The following is a 19,692-nucleotide window of genomic DNA, read 5'->3' as shown; positions in this document are numbered from 1 at the left end:
TTTTTAGGGTTCTTGTCTAGGTTTTTTACAGTTTCTTTATTAATTCTGTCTATAATTTTAGTGAATCTTCCTATGATTATATATCCCATTCTAACCGGTGTAAATGCCCCTCTAAATTCATTCCTGCGAACTGATTCTGACGAAGTGCCTCATAAAGTACGATCGCCACAGAATTTCCAAGGTTCAGTGAGCGGATATCCCCTACCATCGGAATACGGATACTGTCTTCTTTATGGTGGACTAAAATCTCCTCCGGGATCCCTGCGCTCTCCTTCCCGAACATGATATAACAATCCGGCTCATACTTTACATCCGTATAGACATTTGGAGCCTTTGTCGTCGCCATATAGATCTTTGCCCCCGGATTTTTCTCCAGAAAATCATTGTAGTCAATATAGGTTGTCACATCCAGCTGGTCCCAGTAATCCATACCGGCCCGTTTGATTGCTTTTTCATTTAGTCGGAATCCAAGCGGTTCGATCAGATGCAGTCGTGTGTTTGTTGCCACACACGTCCTCCCGATGTTTCCTGTATTCGCCGGGATCTCCGGCTCAAATAACACGATATTTAACATTTCTTCTGCCTCCTTTATCTCTTTTGCTCCCTCAGACGTTCAATAAATCTTTCCAGCCTTCCAAGCGCCACCTTCAGATCTTCCAGAGAATACGCGTAAGAAATACGGATAAATCCTTCTCCACTTGCCCCGAAGGCAGTCCCCGGCACAACTGCCACCCTCTCTTCCTCGAGAAACCTCGTGGCAAATTCTTCTGATGTCATTCCAAACTCGGAAACATCCGGGAACACATAAAATGCTCCGTACGGCTCAAAACATTTCAGCCCGATCCTTCTGAACTCATGCATGAGAAATCTTCTTCTCTGATTGTAAGCTTCCCGCATCTCATCAACTTCCGGCTGACAGTTTCTAAGTCCTTCGATCGCTGCATACTGGCTGTTTGTCGGCGCACACATAATCGCAAACTGATGGATCTTAATCATCTGCTCAATAATCTCCGCCGGACCACACGCATACCCAAGCCTCCATCCGGTCATCGCAAACCCTTTGGAAAATCCATTGATCATGATCGTCCGCTCCCGGAGACCCGGAAACTCTGCGATCGATACATGCTCTCCCTGATAGCTCAATTCTGAGTAAATTTCATCCGAAATCACAAACAGATCATGCTCTTTTACCACTTCTGCGATCGGTTCCAGATCCTCCCTCGTCATGATCGACCCCGTTGGATTATTTGGAAATGGCAGGACAAGAATCTTTGTGCGAGGTGTTATTGCCGCCTCCAACTCCTCTCTTGTCAGCTTAAACTCATTTCTATTTTGAAGAGGGATCACAACCGGCACACCGCCTGCAAGTACCGCACACGGAAGATACGATACATAACTCGGCTGTGGGATCAGCACTTCATCGCCCGGATCGAGCATTGCACGCATTGCGATATCAATTCCCTCGCTCCCGCCGACTGTCACGACTACCTCTGACTTTGGATCGTATACGACAGATGTTTTTCTCTGAATATAATTACAGATTTCTTCTTTTAATTCCTTCAGCCCAGAGTTTGATGTATAAAATGTCCTTCCCTTTTCCAGAGAATAAATTCCTTCCTCCCGGATCCGCCAAGGCGTGTCAAAATCTGGCTCCCCAACTCCAAGAGAAATGGCATCTTTCATCTCATTGACGACATCAAAAAACTTACGGATTCCCGAAGGCTCTATTTCTACTACTTTTTTTGCTAACGGATTCCTCATTACGGTGTCACCAACATCCTTTCTGATTCTGTCTTTGCCACAAGTACTGCTCCATGATCTTTGTACTTCTTCAATACGAAATGGGTCGCTGTGCTCAGCACGGCATCCAGCGGCGCGATCTCATTTGCAATCATCACCTCATCTGAGCCGAGCAGTACTGCTAACTCCTGCAGATTTATTTTGCTGTTCCTTTCAAGATATTTTAAAATCTCTCTTCTCATTATACTTTCCCTTCTTTCCTGTCCTGTTCGATAAATGACTCATAGATCCTTGCAAGCTCATCCGGCTGAGGTCTGTCCAGAAAACGCCGCTCGCTTCCCCCAGACAACACGCGCTCCTTCCTGTTCGTCGTATGTCCGATGACCGCTGCCTGCTTTCCTGCCTCCTGAAGTTTCTGCACAAGCGCCTCTCCATTCTGTGTAAAGATCAGAAGACTTCCCACTGACGTCATCTGATACGGATTCAAGCGGAAATATTCGCAGATTTCTACTGTTTCCTGCTGAATAGACATCTTCTTCATATCTGCTTCCAGCCCTACATCAGCTGCCTCGGCTGCTTCCCACAGTGTCGCCAGAATTCCTCCCGGACCGATCTGATAGATTGCCGAAGCGCCATGCTCTCTGGCAGTCCAGATCTGTTCCAGCGCAAACAATTCCTGCTCCATCCCTTTGATTCGATTCAAAAATGCCGGAACAAATCTCTTCGCCAGCTCTTCTTCTTTCCTGCCTGCAACCCGCAGCATTCCCTCAAGCCCGATCCATCCTGCAAGCACAATATCCTGCCCTGCCTCTGCTACCATCTTTTGAGGAATCTCTTCTTCCGCCGTTCCAACTGCATTGACATGCACAATCGCCTCGCAGATGGCGGGACTTACTTCTGCCTTGGCACAGAGGATCTGAAGATTCTGCCTCTCTGCCGCCTGCTCCATCCATTCTACCATCGCCTTCAATCTGGATTCGTATGCATAAGGCGGAAGCTGGATCTGCACATCCACACCGATTGGATCTGCACCTCGGGCAGCGATATCATTTACCGCTCGCGCCATCGCAAATATGCCGATACTTTTCGCACTTCCATACACCGAAGTCCCGGAAAAAATCACCGGAGCCGACTCTTTTACACGGATCCCCGCACACATTTCCTCAGAAGTCGGTTCAAACATCGACTCATCTCTGACAGTATGTAATTGTTTTAAAATAGAACGCTTCAGCACAGTTCCTGACACATTCCCTATTTTCATGCTTTCCCAGTCCTTTCTTTTGTTCTGCCCATCATCTGTTCTCTGCTCCTATATGATTAGAACAAATATGGCACAACTCCGGTCAGAATCATTGCTACAATAATTACGATAATGATCACCGATGCAATCTTTCGAAATTTCTTATTATAAAAATTCATTGTTCTTCTTCCTTTCTTCCACCAACTACTATTGCACATTTCTTCCCTTCCTGCCGGAAGATATTTCTTCATTCTATACCGTTTCTTCCTCTTTTGCAAGAAACCAAAAGCGGATTTTCCCGAATCTTTTTCTAAAATACTGTTTCTTCTTCCATCTCACAAACTTCTACCACACGCGCCTCATAGTTCAGTGGATTCCGATTCTGATAATCAAATAAAAGTACCGTTTCTCCTCTGGCAACATCTTCGGTCACTCGATAGCCAAACCGTTCGATATGTGTCATCTTCCGCAACTGTCGTTTGTCCCATTTTTCATATCCGACAAGATACTTATGTGCTTTTGCTTCTTCATCATAAAATTGCTGCTGCTCTTCTTTTTTCACCGTCTCTTCTCCTGCAAATGCCGGTCGGCTTTTTGCATTTTCCCTGAGATAAAAATCAAAAATAAGCAGTTCCCGATACAATTCTTCCCTCTCCGGATCTATCTTCTTCGCAAATGCATACAGAATCTCATACCGTGTCACCCTCGCGTGACTTAAAAAGGTCTGTCCCTCTTCATCATAATATGCGCCCAACTGCTCATACATCGAAAAGGAATCCGGAAATGCCTTTTCAAGCGCCCCAAGTGTGTACGAAAACTGTCTGCTGTTATAGTAAACTTCTACCATCTCTTCCACCCTCTTCAGGCGAAGCACATCGCTGTAAGGGAGCCACTTTGTGTAAAGCACTTCATACGGTGGTCTGCTCTTATACACAAGCCCATACTGTTCCTTCTGTTCCTCCATATAGGAGCCTTTCAGCACTTTCAGAAAACCTAGCTGTAACTGTTCCGGTGCAAGCGCATAGACATCGTTGAAAGATTTTCGGAAGCTCTCGTAATCTTCATACGGAAGCCCCGCGATCAGATCCAAATGCTGATGGACATTTCCGTAAGCATTGATCTGTCTGACGATGCGTGCCACCTCTTCAAATTTCATCGTCCGGCGGATCTCCCGGATCGTCCTCGCATTGGTAGACTGTACGCCGATCTCCAGCTGGATCAGTCCCGGTCGCATCTGACTGATCAAAGAAAGTTCCTCCTCATTCAGGAGATCAGCCGACACTTCAAAATGAAAATTCGTAATCCCATTGTCATGCTCAATCAAATATCTCCAAATCTCCATCGCATGTCCGTGCTTACAGTTAAACGTCCGGTCTACAAATTTCACCTGCGGCACTTTTTCATCAAGGAAAAACTGTAATTCCTTCTTCACGAGCTCTAAATCACGGAAACGCAGGCACTTGTCTACTGAAGAAAGGCAGTAACTACAGGAAAACGGACATCCTCTGCTTGTCTCATAGTAAACGATCTTATTCTGAAAATCTTTCATGTCATGGTAGACAAATGGGACTTTGCTCAGATCCATTACCGGGCGCCATGGATTCTCCAGAATCTGCCCTTTTTCTCCCCGGTAAGTGATCCCGTCAATCTTCTCCAGACTTCCACCTTCCATATAGTAATGTACCAACTCCCGGAATGTCTCTTCCCCTTCTCCCTTCATCACTCCGAATACTTCCGGAAGTCTCTGAAGAACTGTCGGACTGTCATAAGATACTTCGGGGCCTCCGATCCAGATTGGCACTCCTGGAAGAATCTTTCCTGCCTCCCTCACAAGCTGCTCTACATAATCCAGATTCCAGATATAACAGGAAAAGCAAAGAATATCCGGTTTCTTCCGGTACAGATCCATCAAAATATTATCTACCTGCTGGTTAATCGTATACTCCGCAATTTGTATCTCTTCCCGATATTCCGGCACATACGCCCGAAGACTGTACACGGCCAGATTGGAATGGATGTATTTCGCATTAATCGCTGTTAATAAAATGTTCATATACGCCTCTTTTCTGCGCCAACTGTACCTTGCGGCAAATCTGCGCCTGAAATATTGTTTTATTTTACTATATATTGTACTTTTTCGCAATTCCCAGTTGACATTTTCACATAAACAAGGTAAAATATAGACTCGTGCAGCCGGGGTGTTAGCGGTACCTTGTACCCACAATCCGCTATAGTGGGGGTGATGTTACACGGAGGGCTTATGCTTGTGAAGCTGCCCTCGGAAAGTGGCGTTGAGGCTTGGGTCTTACGCGACGGAACTCTGTGAACCGTGTCAGGTCGGGAACGAAGCAGCACTAAGCAGAGACCTCCGGGTGCCGTAAGGGTGCCTGGGCTGAGTTAACTACCGAGGTAACGTTCGGGAGGTAAGTTCGAAGTGTAACGCACGAAAAAAATATGGACTTACTTGGGCAAATAACATCAATATCATTAATTAATATATTGAATACAATGCCCATTCTGAGCAGGATATACCAAGCTGTATATCCTGCTCTTTCTTTTATTATTTTTCAAAAAGAAATATACCATAATTTTTGTATTCATAAAAACACCTCGCATTGAGCATATCAAATCAATGCGAGGCAACATATTTTACATCTTGTCAAGTGCTTTTATCTATTTTGAATATGTTTTAAGTTGACGATATTACTCTCATAATAGGTGATCTTTACTACTATTCCTATTTTTCGATGTATTCTAATTGATAGGCAAAAATCGAATGATTTATTTCCAACTAATAATGCTATTTTGAGCAAAAAACATATTCTGCAAGCCTTTTAAGTGCTTCTTGAACTTTTGTAAAGGGAAGTGCAAGATTCATGCGAATTGCATATTCCCCATGAAACGGTCTTCCATCTTGCCAACCCACTCCAACACGATGTCCTTTCTTCAAAATCTCTTCTAAACTTATATGATGCTTTTCACACCATTTTCTGCAATCTAGAAATAACATATAAGTTCCCTGCGGTTTACTCAGTTCCACTCCTTCAAAATATTTATTAATAAAATCGTATGCGTAATTAATATTTTGGGAAAGTACTTTTCTCAATTCATCTACCCATTCCATACCATCTTTACTATATGCTCCAATCAATGCATACATTGAAAGTACATTCATAGAGTTGTAATGAGATTTACTACTACACGCTCTCACACGATCTCTCAAATATGGATTATAAATTATGTGATAACTTCCAATCAATCCTGCTAAATTAAAAGTTTTACTTGGCGCATAAAGAGCAATCACTCTGTTTCTTGCATCTTCATCTAAAGATTGCATAGGAATATGCTGATTTTCATTTAAAATAATATCAGACCAAATTTCATCGCAGATAACAATACAATCATTTTTACGATATACTTCAAGAGCTTTTCTAAGTTCTTCTCGTTCCCATACTCTTCCTGTAGGATTATGCGGATTACAAAATACAGCAACGTGAATTCGGTTCTTTTTTATCTTTCTATCCATATCTTCATAATCCATACGCCAAATGCCTTCTTCATCTTTTTTTAGCGAACTCAACACAATTTTATATCCTGCATTTGTAATACTTCCTGTAAACCCCACATAAGTAGGACTATGAACAAGTATACTATCTCCCGGAGTTGCAAAAGCATTTAAAGCCGATACAACTCCCCCCAATACACCATTCTCATAACCAATGCATTCTCTTGTAAGCCTAGCAACATTGTTTCTTTTTTCTTGCCAGTTTATAATCGCTTCATAATATTCATCTCTTGTAATAAAATATCCAAAAGTTGGATGTTCAGTTCTTTCTAAAATCTTTTTCTGAACTGTAGGTACTGTTGCAAAATTCATATCTGCAACCCACATCGGAATAAAATCAAATCCTTCTTGTGGCAATTCAAAACCGGAAAATTTTCCTACTACATCCACAGCCATAGCATCTTTGCCCTGACGATCAATAATAGATACAAAATCATACTTCATATTATTCCTCTCCATTCTCCTTATTTTTATTTATATAAATGACAAGCAACAAAATGTCCCTGTTCAACTTCTATCATATTGGGTTCTATACTTTTACATATCTCCATACATTTACTGCATCGACTTGCAAAACGACATCCCAATGGAAGATTTATAGGACTCGGGACGTCTCCATCTAGCATAATTCTTTCTTTTCTTTTACATTCATCTGGATCCGCAATTGGAATAGCTGATAGCAAAGCCTGTGTATAGGGATGTTTAGGATTTATATACAATTGATCTGCCATTGTCAGTTCTACCATCCTCCCTAAATACATAACACCAACTCGATCCGAAATATGTTTAACAACTGAAAGATCATGTGCAATAAAAAGCATTGTAAGCTTTCTCTCTTTTTGAAGTTTCATAAGTAAGTTTATGATTTGAGCTTGAATAGATACATCCAATGCCGAAATTGGTTCATCACAAAAAAGAAATTCTGGATTTACTGAAAGCGCTCTTGCTATTCCTATTCTCTGTCTTTGTCCCCCTGAAAATTCATGGACATTTCTAGATGCATGTTCTGCATTCAAGCCGACCATTTCCAAAAGTTCTGAAACCATTTTTTCTTCTTCTTTTTTCCCTTTGGCCATTTTATGAATACGAATCCCCTCTGCAATAATATTATATACTTTCTGGTGGGGATCTAGTGATGCATAAGGATCCTGAAAAATCATCTGAACTTTTTTTGTAAATTCAAAATGCTCTCTTCTTTTCATAGAATGAACATCCTGTCCCATGAACAAAACTTCTCCTCCACTCTTTTCAATCATTCCAAGACAAGTTTTTCCACAAGTCGTTTTTCCGCATCCTGATTCACCGACAATCCCAAGTGTTTCTCCTTCATAAATATCAAAAGAAACATCATCTACTGCTTTTAACCACTGCTTCTGTGACACTGAATAATATTTTTTCAAGTGTCTTATTTCAAAGATTTTTTTGCGATCTTTCATTATTAGTTCCTTCCCTTTCTGCACGTTTATCCATTAACCAGCAGGATACGCGATGCGATTCCGATATTTTTTTCTCTTCAGGTATATAAGCTGCACACACCTCCATTGCGTAAGGACAGCGCATACAAAACGCGCATCCCTCTGGGGGATTTGTCATATCCGGAATACTTCCCTCAATCGCTCGAAGCATTTGTTTTCCATTTTGATCTAATCTAGGTGCAGATTCTAAAAGAGCTTTTGTATATGGATGTGCCGGACGATAAAAAATCTCACGGCATTCCCCTTCCTCTACAATTCTCCCTGCATACATCACAATTACCTTATCTGCAATATCTGCGACAATCCCAAGATCATGTGTAATAAGCAAAATTGCCATATTTAATTGTTTTTGCAAACTTTTCATCTGTTTCAGAATCTGTGCTTGAATCGTTACATCTAAGGAAGTTGTAGGTTCATCTGCAATCAACAATTTAGGATGAGTAATTAATGCAATAGCAATCATAATCCGCTGTCTCATACCTCCTGAAAGCTCATGTGGATATTTCATCAGGCATTGTTTTGCATCTGGAATTCCTGTAAGCGTTAGCATCTCTATTGCTTTTTGTTCCTTCTCTTCTTTTGATAGCTCTTTTGCATGATTGTCTAAGTTTTCTATAATCTGTCTTCCAATCTTCATTGTCGGATTCAAAGACACAAGAGCATCCTGAAAAATCATAGAGCATTCTTTTCCACGAAACTTTCTCCATTGATCTTTTGAAAACTTTTGAATGTTAGTTCCCGAAAATATAATTTCACTATCTTTTGAAATTTTACCCGGCTTTTTAATTAATCCCATAATACTCTTAGCTGTCACTGATTTTCCACAACCTGATTCTCCAACTAGCGCAACCGTCTCTCCTTTTTTTACACAAAACGAAATGTTTCTCACCGATTGAACCATACCACTGTATGTATCATAAGTTACTGAAACCTTCCTCATCTCTAACAAATCACTCATTCTCTTTTTTCCTTTCTTTTGGATTCACGAAATAAATCAATCCACAATCTTAGGTTCCAGTGCATTTCTCAACACATCACCAAGTAAATTAAAACTAAGCACCGTAATTAAAATCATGACCCCTGGAAATATTGCCAACAAAGGATAATCTAAAATATAAGTCTGCGCTGCCTGAAGCATACTTCCCCACGATGCCATCGGAATCTGCACACCTAGCCCAAGAAAGCTGAGTGAAGATTCTGTTAAAATCGCGCTTGCGACACTTAAACTTGCAGCTACAATTACCGGACCTACAATGTTAGGAATAATATGTACAAAAATAATTCGGCAATTAGATGCACCAAGATTCTTTGCTGCAACAACAAAATCTCTCTCTTTCAATGACATTGTTTCTGCTCGTGTGATTCTTGCTACGGATGCCCATGAAAATAGACTCAATACCACAATTAATGTTGATAGCCCCGGTTTCAAAAATGTATTCAATATTACCATTAAAAGCATACTTGGTAATGCAAGGAAAATATCGGTAAAACTCATTAAAAGTGTATCTATTTTACCTCCCACATATCCAGAAAATACACCTATCAACGTTCCAATCACAATCGTCATAATCATCGACATAAATCCTACTAACAATGATACTCTTCCCCCATACAGCGTTCTAGTGAAATAGTCCCTTCCATATTCATCTGTTCCAAACCAATGGGCCTTCGAGATTCCTTGAAGTCGTTGTGTTGCGTCCAATGCATACGGATCATACGGACTTAATGGAGCCAATAATACCGCTATAGCCAAAATCATTAACAAAACCAAACAGATTATTGCAATCTTATTTGCTTTTAATTCTTTCAAAATGCTGACCCATACGTTTTGATATTTTGCTGTATATTGCTGAGAATTTTTTCTCTCCAATTGCCGAAATAACTTCTCATCAATTTCTTTTCTATCTTCCATTTCTTGTACCTCCCCGCTTAATTCTCGGATCTACAAAAGCATACAATAAGTCTGCGAGAAAATTTCCCATCACGAGCAAGAAACCTGAAAGCATGACATATGTCATAATAATTGGATAATCCCTTGCTCCGATTGCCGTCATCGCAAGTGTTCCAATACCTGGCCATCCAAATACTGATTCTACAATAAAGGAACCACATACTAAAGATGCGAGATTCATACCAAGCAATGTAATAATAGGCAATAATGTATTTTTGAAAACATGTCCAAATAATGTTTTTCTCTGAGAATTTCCTTTTGCTTCTGCTGTTAATACATACTCTTCACTCAACTGTCCAATTGTATTAGCCCTTATGTAACGAATATATACTGCCACATGACCAATACTTAATGTAATACAAGGTAAAATCATATGTTTAAATGTGTCAAATACAGATTCATTTCCTACCGTATGCATACCAGACGAAGGAAGCAAATGTAAAATAGCAGAAAAGAAAATAATCAATAGCATACCAAACCAAAACGATGGCAAAGACATACCTATATATGAAATTGAACTAATTAAATTATCTACCCAAGTATTTTTCTTATAACCAGACCATAATCCAAGTGGAATCGAGAGCACTAGCGATAAAATAATCGAACTCCCCATCAATAGTACAGTTGCCGGAAGTCTTTCTTGAAACTGTGGCCACACAGCAGATTTATTTGACAGAGAAACTCCCATATCACCACGTAACATTTTCATTGCCCATGCTCCATATTGTTCCACCATACTTTTATCTAGTCCTAATTCTGCTATTAGATTTTCTCTTTGTTCCTCTGTCATATCTGCCGTCACATACATATCTGAAATATCACCTGGAGCAAAATATATTACTGCAAATGAAAAAAATGAAATAAGGAACATAACTATAATCATTCGAACTAATTTTTTAAAGCAATATTTTCCCATATAATTTTTTCTCCATAAAAATCTAATGAGAAAGAATGTGACTCGTTTTTCAACAAAGTCACATTCCTTTACTCATTTTAAATTTTGTATTACTGATTATTCCTTCACTTCAATTGACAAATAATCAATAAATTCTGGAATTACAGAAGATCCATCTAGTCCCGTAACATTCTTCTGTGAAACCATAACATAATTTGTATAAGTCAATGGATATTCCCAGCATTCTGCAAGTGCTTTATCTTGAATTTCATTCCAAAGATCCTGCTTTTCATCTGTATCTACAGTACTCAATGCCTTTGTAGCAAGCCCAGAAACTTCCTCACTATAGCCACAATCTGAAAGACGGTTTGTAAGATAACTAATTGTCTGTCCACAGTTTGTTCCTCTCTGCGAATCCCATCCGTTTGTTCCAAGATCCCATGTATTTGCGTATTCACTATCCTCTTTCGCGAAAAATCTCGGGAAAAATGTTGATGTATCACAACTTTCAATAACAACATTTACTCCGATTGCTGCTAACTGCTGCTGCACAACGGTTGCAACCGCTTCCATATTTGCTCTATCCGCATTATAAATATAAGTCAATGTCTTTCCAGCAAGACCTGATGATTCAGCAAGTGCTTTTGCCTCTTCTAAATTATATTCATATCCTTTACACTCTTTATTATAAAGAGATTGATCCGGAGTCAGAAGACTGTTTGCTGGCTTAGCAAGCTCATCTGTTCCCCATGCAAATTGAATAATATCATCTTTATTGAGAGCAAGAAAAATTGCTTTCCTTGCATCATCCGATAACGTTGACATAGTTGACCCATTTGGATTCAGCTGAATATAATTTAAACGCGCTTCAGAAACACTATACATATTGTATTTGTCATCTGCTTCTTGATATTTTTTCAACTCCTCTGCTGAAGTCACACGCATATAATCAATTTGACCATTCTCAAATTCAATCTGTTTTGTACTTCCACTTCCGATTGTTTTCATTATGACTGTCTTAACGGTAGGAGTTCCTCTATAATAATCATCTCTTGCCTTAAATACAAAACTATCCTCATTAATTTCACTTACAACATACGCACCAGACGTAGCCATCTCTGTAGTTTTAAAATAATTACTATCATCAACTTTTGTCGGGTCATTATCAAATGCATGTGCCGGCATTGGATAAAACTGTGCCAAAGTTCTTGTATAATTGTCATATACCATTGGAAGTACAATTTCTAATGTTTTATCATCTTTTTCATTAAAAAGGACTTCTTTCCCATTAATCTGGGTAAAAGAGGTTGGCCCTCCATATGTCTCAACTCCATAATTAATCGTAAACATTACATCCTGAACCGTTACCGGCTTTCCATCGCTCCATGTAGCATTTTCATTGATATGAAGTGTATATGTTAACCCATCCTCAGAAATCTCAAGGTTATCAGACAAATAATACTCTAATCCCTCCTTTGTTTCTGCAAACAAAGGCTCATAAATTGGTCGAATTGCACTCACAAGGTCATCACTACTCTGCGCACTTGGCTGAAGTGAATTCGGTTTATAACCCATTGCAATTCTTAATGTACTCCCTTCAGATTTCTTTGCCGTCTCTTCTGTTTTTGTGTTGTTTTCTTTTTTCTCATTCCCAGCTCCACATCCTGTAAATACTCCCACTACCATAAGTGAAGCAAGAAAAAGAGCTAAAACTTTTTTCTTCATTTGTTTCCTCCTCAAGATTTCCTTTTAAAATTATTTTGTACAACTTAATTATAATAAGCTTTCATTTTAATGAGAATTGATAAATAAGTATATTTGTAAAACAAATTTACATTTCTATTTTTTTGTAAAGTTATTTTTCAAAAAATTTATGATATGATGAAAAGTTAAACAATAAAAAAGAAAGCCATTACAGCTTTCCTTTATGTTTTATACTCTTTTATCCACAAAATATTTCATTAATACAAACGGCATGCACATTGACATATTTTTAACCATTGTTTGAGTAGAACATGCATTTGAAGACTTTAACCAATTAAAAATTTCATCTATCACGTTTCTACTATAAATCCTAATAGCATATTCTATCTCGTCCCTAAACAAATTTGTACCCGCCTTTTCTTTTAAATAATTCTCCGCATTTAGCACTAATCTTTCTGTCATTTCTTCTTGAATTGAATTCTGACCTGCATGCTGAGATATGTTTAAATAAAAAGAACGTTTTTCCTTAAAATATTCCAATACTTTTATTGCATTTTCTTTCCAATCCCCTAAACATCCCGTCCAAATTTTTTTCATATCCTCTTTATAAATCCAAATCATCAACTCATATTTATCCGAAAAATGATTGTAAAAAGTAGTCCTCGATGCGCCACAATAATCAACAATATTTTGAACAGAAACATTCTCAATAGAATTTTTTTCTAGCAATTTGCAAAATGAATCTGCCAAAATCTGCTTAGTATCAACCTTCAAGCCCATACTTCCACCCTTTCACAACCAGTTGATTTATTACTAGAACTGATTATAGCAAGTGTTTTTTTGAAAGTCCAATCAGTTTTTGCAATGTAATTATTGATGTTTTCTATGAAAAATTTGAATAAAAACACATTTTCTAAACACTAACTAAATCTAAAATAAGGAATACTATTTTTCACAAAGTTTACTTTTCATATAGAAAGCATTAAGAAAATCTACATAAAAAATAATCTCAATCTTCACTTGGTAATAATCACTTTTTATTTTGTTTATTTCCTCATTTACACTAGATTTCTCCGGTGGTAAAATACAGATAGACAAAATCTTTAACACAACGAATGAGCAGAAAGAAGGTTATCAAATGAAGGAATCACTCACAAAAGAAACACTGGAAGCATTTCAGAATGATTTCCGCGCAAACACACTTCACACTGTTGCGAAAAATGCCGTCACTGTAAATGGACTCTTAAAATCATCCAGAAACAGCGAGGCAGCCCGCAGCACAAGACACGAATTTTCCATCTCCCTTGAACAAGGAGAGATTACCAATCAGATGCAGAGTGGACGTTGCTGGATGTTCGCCGCACTCAACACATTCCGCTTTGAAGTCATGAAAAAACTGAATCTCGAGACATTTGAGCTGTCACAGAATTATACTTTATTCTACGACAAACTTGAGAAAGCAAATTATTTCTTAGAAAGCATTCTTGACACACTTAAGGAACCTGTAAATGGAAGACTGATCTCCCACCTTCTTACAGACCCGCTCGGAGACGGTGGTCAATGGGATATGTTGTGCAGCATTATCCGCAAATACGGTCTCGTCCCGAAGGATGCGATGCCGGAGACAGCCTGCTCTTCTGCAACACGCGAAATGGCAGGATATATGACAAAAAAACTTCGTGAATTTGCCTGCACCCTCCGCAAAGCGAACGAATCCGGGGCTTCTATCGATGAACTTCGCATGCAGAAAGAATCTATGATGAATGAAATCTACCGCATTCTCTGCATCTGTCTCGGTGAACCTCCGAAGACATTCGATTTTGAAGTGCGCGACAAAGATAAGAACTTCCATCGCGATACACAGATCACTCCGCAGCAATTTTACGAAAAGTACATCAGTCTGAATCTCGATGACTATATTAGCCTGATCAATGCTCCAACCAGCGACAAACCATACCACCGCAGCTACAGCGTCAAATATCTTGGAAATGTCAAAGAAGGACGCCCGGTTCGCTACCTAAATCTGGAAATTGAAGAATTAAAGAAAGCCGCAATCGCACAGATGCAGGACGGTTCCCCGGTATGGTTCGGCTGTGATGTCGGAAAATATTCCTGCGGCGAGAACGGTGTGATGGATCTTGACCTCTATCAGACGGAAGAACTTCTCGGTACCACCTACCATATGACAAAAGCCGAGCGTCTGGACTATCATGAGAGCCTTATGACACACGCAATGACATTTATGGGTGTCAATCTAGACGAGAACGGAAACCCAGATCGCTGGCGTGTCGAGAACAGTTGGGGAGAAAAATCCGGTAAGAAAGGCTACTATGTCATGAGTGATGCATGGTTTGACGAATATATGTACCAGGTTGTTGTCAATAAAAAATACCTTCCGGAACAATTTGTCAAAGAATATGAATCTGAACCGATCCTCCTCGAACCTTGGGATCCAATGGGCTCACTCGCATTATAATTTTAAAAAAACAGAAGGCACTGGAAAGTTATCCACGTACCTTCTGTTTTTTTGCTTTCTTTTCCACAAATCGCCCTCTTATTCCACGGAGTTTTCCTCCGCTTTCTTTCTCGCCTTTTCTTCTCTCAGCTCCCGAAAGAAAGATTTCATCAACTGACTGCACTCCTCCTCCAACACTCCAATCTCCAGTTCTACTTGATGATTGAACTGCGGCACTTGCAGCAGATTAAAAATCGACCCTGCACATCCCGCTTTTGGATTCATACATCCGACAACAACTTTCTTCATCCTCGACTGCACGATCGCTCCCGAACACATCTGACATGGCTCCAACGTAACATACATAGTACAATCCTCCAGCCTCCAGTCATCCATCTTCCTGCTCGCCTTCCTGATTGCGATCAGCTCCGCGTGGGCAAGCGTATTCTTGTCAATCGTCCTCCGGTTATATCCTCTTGCAATAATTTTATCCTGATATACGATCACACAGCCAATAGGCACTTCTTTCAGCGCATATGCCTTCTTCGCCTGCCGAATTGCCTCTTTCATGTACTTTTCATCCTGATTCATCTTCCTGTTTCCTCTGCTCTCTTTCTACTGTCCTTTTTCTACTTTTCTGCACCAATATCCAAATCTCTCATAATCATTTCGCTCTTGCTCAGAAAGTGTGACCGGCAATCCTTCTGCTTCCCGAAATTCCAAAAAACCAAAGCACTCTGCCGCCTGCCGCTCTCTCCGGTGATAAATCCCCGGCACACCAAGTATGCAGTCATCCCCCTCTTCAATCAGAAGCAGATGATGATAGTTGTAGTAACCATGCAGCAAAAAACTGTTGTTCGCTAGCTTCCACTCTCCGCGCGCAAGTTCCCCCAGATCATTTCTCCGAATTTTCCTGCATTGCAGACGTTCCTTTCCACCGCACTCCTCATAGTCTGTCTGTCCCCCTGCACACGCACACTGCTCCGGATCAATCTCCTGTTCCAGCACACTTTCTTCCGCAAAGCTTTCTTCCGCCTCTGCGTCATTTTCTTCACTTGGCTTTTCTGCTATCTCTTCTTTTTGGCTTTCTCTTCTGACGCATCCGGTAAAATTTACTTTTACCGGCTCCCATACCGCCGCGTAGAGAACCTTCTCTTCACACTTGATCAAAAGCCCATCCAGACCATCCAGCCGTTCCTCTGTCTCCACCATCTGCGATACACTCCCATGCACGATCGGAAGCTCCCCAAGAGAGACTGTTTCACAACTTCCATGTTTCATGCAAAATCCAAAAATCTCCAATTTCTCATTTGCATGTTCCACGATTCCTTTCGCACTGATGCTAAAAACAGCTCCGTCTCTTTTCTGCTCTGCCCGGATAAAGCCAACATTTCTCACTGGTACAGATTCTTTATATTCATATAAATAACAGATTTGCTGTCCCATATTTCCGCAACATCCCTCAACTTGTCTTTTTCTTAATCTATGCACAAGCCAGGGAAAAAAGAACCAGAGCGTGTCTGAACTTCAGCTTCTCTGCACCTTCAAACACGCTCTGTCCTTCTATGAAACTAAAAATTTCTCTGTCAGTTCTTTAAAGCACTCACACTCTGCGATCTCTGTCACAGTCTTCTTTTCCCGCTCCAAAAGCTTTCCTAATTCTACAATGTATTGCGGAATCTCACTTGCAAGCATTACTCCCTGAAGTTCTCCCATACGTGTATCTGCTCCGGAAACAGAACCGCCCACGAAAAGCTGGAACGCATCTTCCGACCGATCTCCGACTTTTACTTTTCTTCCCGCAAATCCAATCTCTGCCACCTGATGCCTTGCACAGCTGTTCGGACATCCACTGATCTGAATCATTGGCAGCCGGCTTTCGCAAAGTCCGGCTTCTTTCACTGCCGCAAGTATTCCCCTGCAAAGCTTCTGGCTCTGCAAAATTCCCATTTGGCAAGATGGAGTTCCGACACAACTCAGTGTACGTGCAACCGGTGTCTGCATCATATGCGCCATCATCGCCTGAAGCTCTTCCGCCTGCTCCCGTGTCAAGTTGCGGACATACATCTCTTCTTCCATGCTCAGTCTAATCTGAGCCGCTTCCACTCGCTCCACAAATGCTGCGATCTTCTCAAGATCTTGCGCCGCAAGCTGACCACATACCGGGTGAAGTATCACTGTATAAAGACCTTCCTGACGCTGTGCGATGCAAGTACCATTCAAGTCTTCACAAGAAGACATTCCTTCTGCCGCAACCGGCGCAATCTCCTCGAACTGATGTGTTTTTTTCACTTCTTCCAGATGTTTCTCAAAACATTCTAAGAACGCCTCTGTCCCCATTCTTCTCGGAATAAAACGCGTACGTGCCTTCGCCTTATTCTCATAATCCCCTTCTGCAATAAACAGCTGGATCATCGCCTCAACGTAATACAGCACTTCCTGTGGACGGACCAGTGACGGGTAAGGAACTGCTACTGCCGGACCTTGTCCCATCCCACCGGCAAGCCACATGCGGAACATCGGAATCCCCTTCTCAGACACTGCCATAAATCCCATATCATTGATAGACGCAGCCGCCGTATCTTTCTCATCCGAAGAGAATGCCACTTTCAATTTTCTCGGAAGCTTGTATGAAGGAGCATTTCCAAGGAAATAGTTTCCAACCTGCAGCGCATACGGTGTCACATCAAATGCCTCTGCTTTTTCCACTCCCGCAAGCGGAGACAAGGAGACATTCCGCGGAAAATTACCGCCTCCTCCCCTTGTAAACAGATCATGATCGATCCCATCTTCCATAATATCGCATACACTGTCAATATCCAGATCATGAAGCTGCACTGCCTGTCTCGTCGTCAAATGTACTTTCTCCAGACCATACTTGTGCACATAAGAAAGAATCAGATTTAAGTGTTCCTTGGAAATCAATCCCGACGGTGTCCGCAGGCGGATCATAAAGGACTTCTGATCCTGCTGCGCATATACACCCATCCCACCGGAAATACCTTTAAATTCTGCCTTGCTGATCTCCTTCTCCAAAAATCTGTGTCCTGCTTTTCTAAATTCTTGTACTTCACTTTTTAAAAACTCTTTGTAACTTTCCATATTTGCTCCTTTTCCTCTTCTCTTGCCGGATTACACGAATACTGGTGGTTCATAGGCATCCCCCAGCGTCACTTTCTTCTGTTCTTCCTTCCCAAGAAATGCCCATTCCGTCATGGTCTCCCACCCATGGATACTGCGGTCATACACCTGCACATATCCAATCTTATCTGCGTGTACCCGGACTGTATTTGTATCATATTCTCTGCCTGTATACGGGTTCACTTCTCCTTTGTCACGGTCTTCCAGTTCTGCGTCTGCCGCCGCTTTCACCTTCATCAATTCCTGCTCATATCTCCTCTCCAACATCGTCTTACCGCTGAGCTTCTTTTGCAGGTTTTCCGTCCGGTCTTCTTTTTGCGTATCGATTACCTCTATTTTCACTTTGTTCACACTCGCTTCTTTTCTAAAAAATTTAAGGATATGAAATCTATCGCCAATTCTTTGGGTTCTATTTTATCAGACAATAGAAAAAAGGTAAAGAGAACAGAACGTAAATTCTTTATGACTTCCTCTTCAAAAAAAGCAGCAGTATAAGTGTAGTTTCCCCTTATACTGCCTGCCTATACAAGTTTCTATGCCTATTTTTACTGCCTATTTTCTGTCTGCATGCGAATTTTTTCTCTCTGCCATTGCAGACATTTCCCCTTGGAAACAATTCTTAATAAGTTTCTCCCAGATATTCTTCCAGTGTCACACCACTGTCCATGATCTTCTTTGCATCTTCTTTTCCGACATACCGGTAATGCCACGATTCATAAATGATCCCTGTCTCCGAAATCTTATCCGGTGGATATCTTAAAATAAATCCATACTTATAGCAGTTCTCTTCCAGCCATTTTGCCTCTTCGGTGTCTGCCTGAGCTTCATCCAGCATCCCGTAAGAAGAAGATACAATATCCGCAGCAAGTCCCAGCTCATGTTCACTCGTTCCCGGGTATGCCACCGACTTTCCTGTCTCCTCAAATGCCTCCAGATAGGTCATTCCCTGATCGATCCACTCCTGCATCGTCTGATTATAGATTGCCTTCTGCTCCTCGATCGTACGATATGCCGAGCAAATCTGAGGACTAAGTCCCGCTTCTCTGGCCGCTGCAAGCATCTCCTTGAGCGACTCTGCTGCTCTTGCATCAAATGTATAACCATTCTCCACTTCCGCAAGTTCCGGTTGATAATTTTCATCCAGCGGATGTGTATTATTCACCAATGTCAAATTCCACTCTTTTTTCTTCTCTTCATCAACAGTGTCCTTCTCTTTCTTATCCGAACTCTGCTTTGCCGCTTTGGCTTCACTTTCTTTGACTGCCTTCGCAACTTTGGCATCAACTGCTTTTGCTTCTGTCCTCTTTCCAACGAAAATACCGACAGCTCCTCCTGCTGCGAGCCCTGCCACAAGTGCGATCCCTGCGAGAGTCATCGCAATCTTCTTCAGCATTTCAAACTTGCGCTTCTGATTCCTGTCCTTTCTCGCCAGTGCTTCATCATCTATCCACATAATTTTTTCCTTTTCCTGCTGATTTTCCTGTAACATTTTTATTATACCATGTTTTTTCGTTTTTTTAAAGAAT

19 protein-coding genes and 1 other RNA gene are annotated in these 19,692 nt (G+C 40.9%); 2 read left to right on the top strand and 18 right to left on the bottom strand.

From position 1 onward, the window contains the following. Positions 1-76: 76 nt before the first annotated feature. The 6 genes from ACGG81_RS01680 to ACGG81_RS01655 are packed head-to-tail and all read right to left on the bottom strand — an operon-like array spanning position 77 to position 5,033. Positions 77-574 (bottom strand): tRNA (cytidine(34)-2'-O)-methyltransferase, encoded by a 498-nt coding sequence (locus ACGG81_RS01680; protein ID WP_008976923.1) that lies wholly within the window; start codon positions 572-574, stop codon positions 77-79. Between the two features lie 14 nt (positions 575-588). Further along, positions 589-1,761: a pyridoxal phosphate-dependent aminotransferase gene (locus ACGG81_RS01675; protein WP_390109181.1), complete on the bottom strand. Its 1,173-nt coding sequence runs from the start codon at positions 1,759-1,761 to the stop codon at positions 589-591. Then, positions 1,761-1,982 carry a hypothetical protein gene (locus ACGG81_RS01670; RefSeq protein ID WP_390109178.1) on the bottom strand — a complete coding sequence of 74 codons (222 nt, stop codon included), beginning with the start codon at positions 1,980-1,982 and terminating at the stop codon, positions 1,761-1,763. The genes ACGG81_RS01675 and ACGG81_RS01670 overlap by 1 nt, the downstream gene beginning before the upstream one ends. Beyond that, positions 1,982-3,001: an AIR synthase-related protein gene (locus ACGG81_RS01665; RefSeq protein WP_016439583.1), complete on the bottom strand. Its 1,020-nt coding sequence runs from the start codon at positions 2,999-3,001 to the stop codon at positions 1,982-1,984. The genes ACGG81_RS01670 and ACGG81_RS01665 overlap by 1 nt, the downstream gene beginning before the upstream one ends. 56 nt (positions 3,002-3,057) lie before the next feature. Next, entirely contained in the window at positions 3,058-3,231 is a 174-nt protein-coding gene (locus ACGG81_RS01660; RefSeq protein ID WP_016439582.1) for a hypothetical protein, read from the bottom strand. A 59-nt stretch (positions 3,232-3,290) separates the two neighbouring features. Further along, positions 3,291-5,033, bottom strand: a complete 1,743-nt coding sequence (locus ACGG81_RS01655) for a B12-binding domain-containing radical SAM protein (RefSeq protein WP_390109174.1) — start codon at positions 5,031-5,033, stop codon at positions 3,291-3,293. Between the two features lie 132 nt (positions 5,034-5,165). Here ACGG81_RS01655 and ffs point away from each other — a divergent pair. Further along, an RNA gene (gene ffs / locus ACGG81_RS01650) (signal recognition particle sRNA large type) lies at positions 5,166-5,427 on the top strand. A gap of 353 nt (positions 5,428-5,780) precedes the next feature. On the opposite strand, the gene ACGG81_RS01645 is transcribed toward ffs, so the two are convergent. From ACGG81_RS01645 to ACGG81_RS01615, 7 genes are all read right to left on the bottom strand, one after another. Next, on the bottom strand, positions 5,781-6,989 hold the full coding sequence (locus ACGG81_RS01645; RefSeq protein ID WP_009263275.1) for a MalY/PatB family protein: 1,209 nt from the start codon (positions 6,987-6,989) through the stop codon (positions 5,781-5,783). Positions 6,990-7,015: 26 nt separating this feature from the next. Next, positions 7,016-7,981 (bottom strand): ABC transporter ATP-binding protein, encoded by a 966-nt coding sequence (locus ACGG81_RS01640; protein ID WP_009263276.1) that lies wholly within the window; start codon positions 7,979-7,981, stop codon positions 7,016-7,018. Beyond that, positions 7,956-8,978 (bottom strand): ABC transporter ATP-binding protein, encoded by a 1,023-nt coding sequence (locus ACGG81_RS01635; RefSeq protein WP_009263277.1) that lies wholly within the window; start codon positions 8,976-8,978, stop codon positions 7,956-7,958. Before ACGG81_RS01635 ends, ACGG81_RS01640 begins: the two co-directional genes overlap by 26 nt. A gap of 36 nt (positions 8,979-9,014) precedes the next feature. Next, positions 9,015-9,932 carry an ABC transporter permease gene (locus ACGG81_RS01630; protein WP_009263278.1) on the bottom strand — a complete coding sequence of 306 codons (918 nt, stop codon included), beginning with the start codon at positions 9,930-9,932 and terminating at the stop codon, positions 9,015-9,017. Then, a complete protein-coding gene (locus ACGG81_RS01625; protein ID WP_009263279.1) occupies positions 9,922-10,887 on the bottom strand; it encodes an ABC transporter permease in 966 nt (321 codons plus the stop codon). The genes ACGG81_RS01630 and ACGG81_RS01625 overlap by 11 nt, the downstream gene beginning before the upstream one ends. 96 nt (positions 10,888-10,983) lie before the next feature. Beyond that, a complete protein-coding gene (locus ACGG81_RS01620) occupies positions 10,984-12,591 on the bottom strand; it encodes an ABC transporter substrate-binding protein (RefSeq protein ID WP_009263280.1) in 1,608 nt (535 codons plus the stop codon). A 207-nt stretch (positions 12,592-12,798) separates the two neighbouring features. Next, the gene (locus ACGG81_RS01615) at positions 12,799-13,350 is read right to left on the bottom strand and encodes a TetR/AcrR family transcriptional regulator C-terminal domain-containing protein (RefSeq protein ID WP_009263281.1); all 552 of its coding nucleotides are present in this window, start codon (positions 13,348-13,350) and stop codon (positions 12,799-12,801) included. Positions 13,351-13,708: 358 nt separating this feature from the next. Here ACGG81_RS01615 and ACGG81_RS01610 point away from each other — a divergent pair, with 358 nt between their 5' ends. Then, complete coding sequence (locus ACGG81_RS01610) at positions 13,709-15,046, top strand: aminopeptidase C (protein WP_390109167.1); 1,338 nt, start codon at positions 13,709-13,711, stop codon at positions 15,044-15,046. Between the two features lie 78 nt (positions 15,047-15,124). Here the strand turns inward: ACGG81_RS01610 and tadA are convergent, their stop codons facing one another. The 5 genes from tadA to ACGG81_RS01585 form a co-directional block, all read right to left on the bottom strand. Beyond that, positions 15,125-15,616: a tRNA adenosine(34) deaminase TadA gene (gene tadA, locus ACGG81_RS01605; protein ID WP_008976929.1), complete on the bottom strand. Its 492-nt coding sequence runs from the start codon at positions 15,614-15,616 to the stop codon at positions 15,125-15,127. 24 nt (positions 15,617-15,640) lie between these two features. Continuing rightward, entirely contained in the window at positions 15,641-16,471 is an 831-nt protein-coding gene (locus tag ACGG81_RS01600) for a hypothetical protein (RefSeq protein ID WP_270666128.1), read from the bottom strand. 117 nt (positions 16,472-16,588) lie between these two features. Further along, a complete protein-coding gene (locus ACGG81_RS01595) occupies positions 16,589-18,127 on the bottom strand; it encodes a nitrite/sulfite reductase (RefSeq protein ID WP_120091017.1) in 1,539 nt (512 codons plus the stop codon). Positions 18,128-18,157: 30 nt separating this feature from the next. Then, a complete protein-coding gene (locus tag ACGG81_RS01590; protein WP_008976932.1) occupies positions 18,158-18,517 on the bottom strand; it encodes a hypothetical protein in 360 nt (119 codons plus the stop codon). Between the two features lie 268 nt (positions 18,518-18,785). Further along, positions 18,786-19,619: a M15 family metallopeptidase gene (locus tag ACGG81_RS01585; protein ID WP_390109163.1), complete on the bottom strand. Its 834-nt coding sequence runs from the start codon at positions 19,617-19,619 to the stop codon at positions 18,786-18,788. Between the last annotated feature and the right edge of the window lie 73 nt (positions 19,620-19,692).

Source organism: Faecalimonas umbilicata, assembly GCF_042846195.1.
Taxonomy (GTDB): Bacteria; Bacillota; Clostridia; order Lachnospirales; family Lachnospiraceae; genus Faecalimonas; species Faecalimonas umbilicata.
This window is presented reverse-complemented; position numbering and strand designations above follow the sequence as displayed.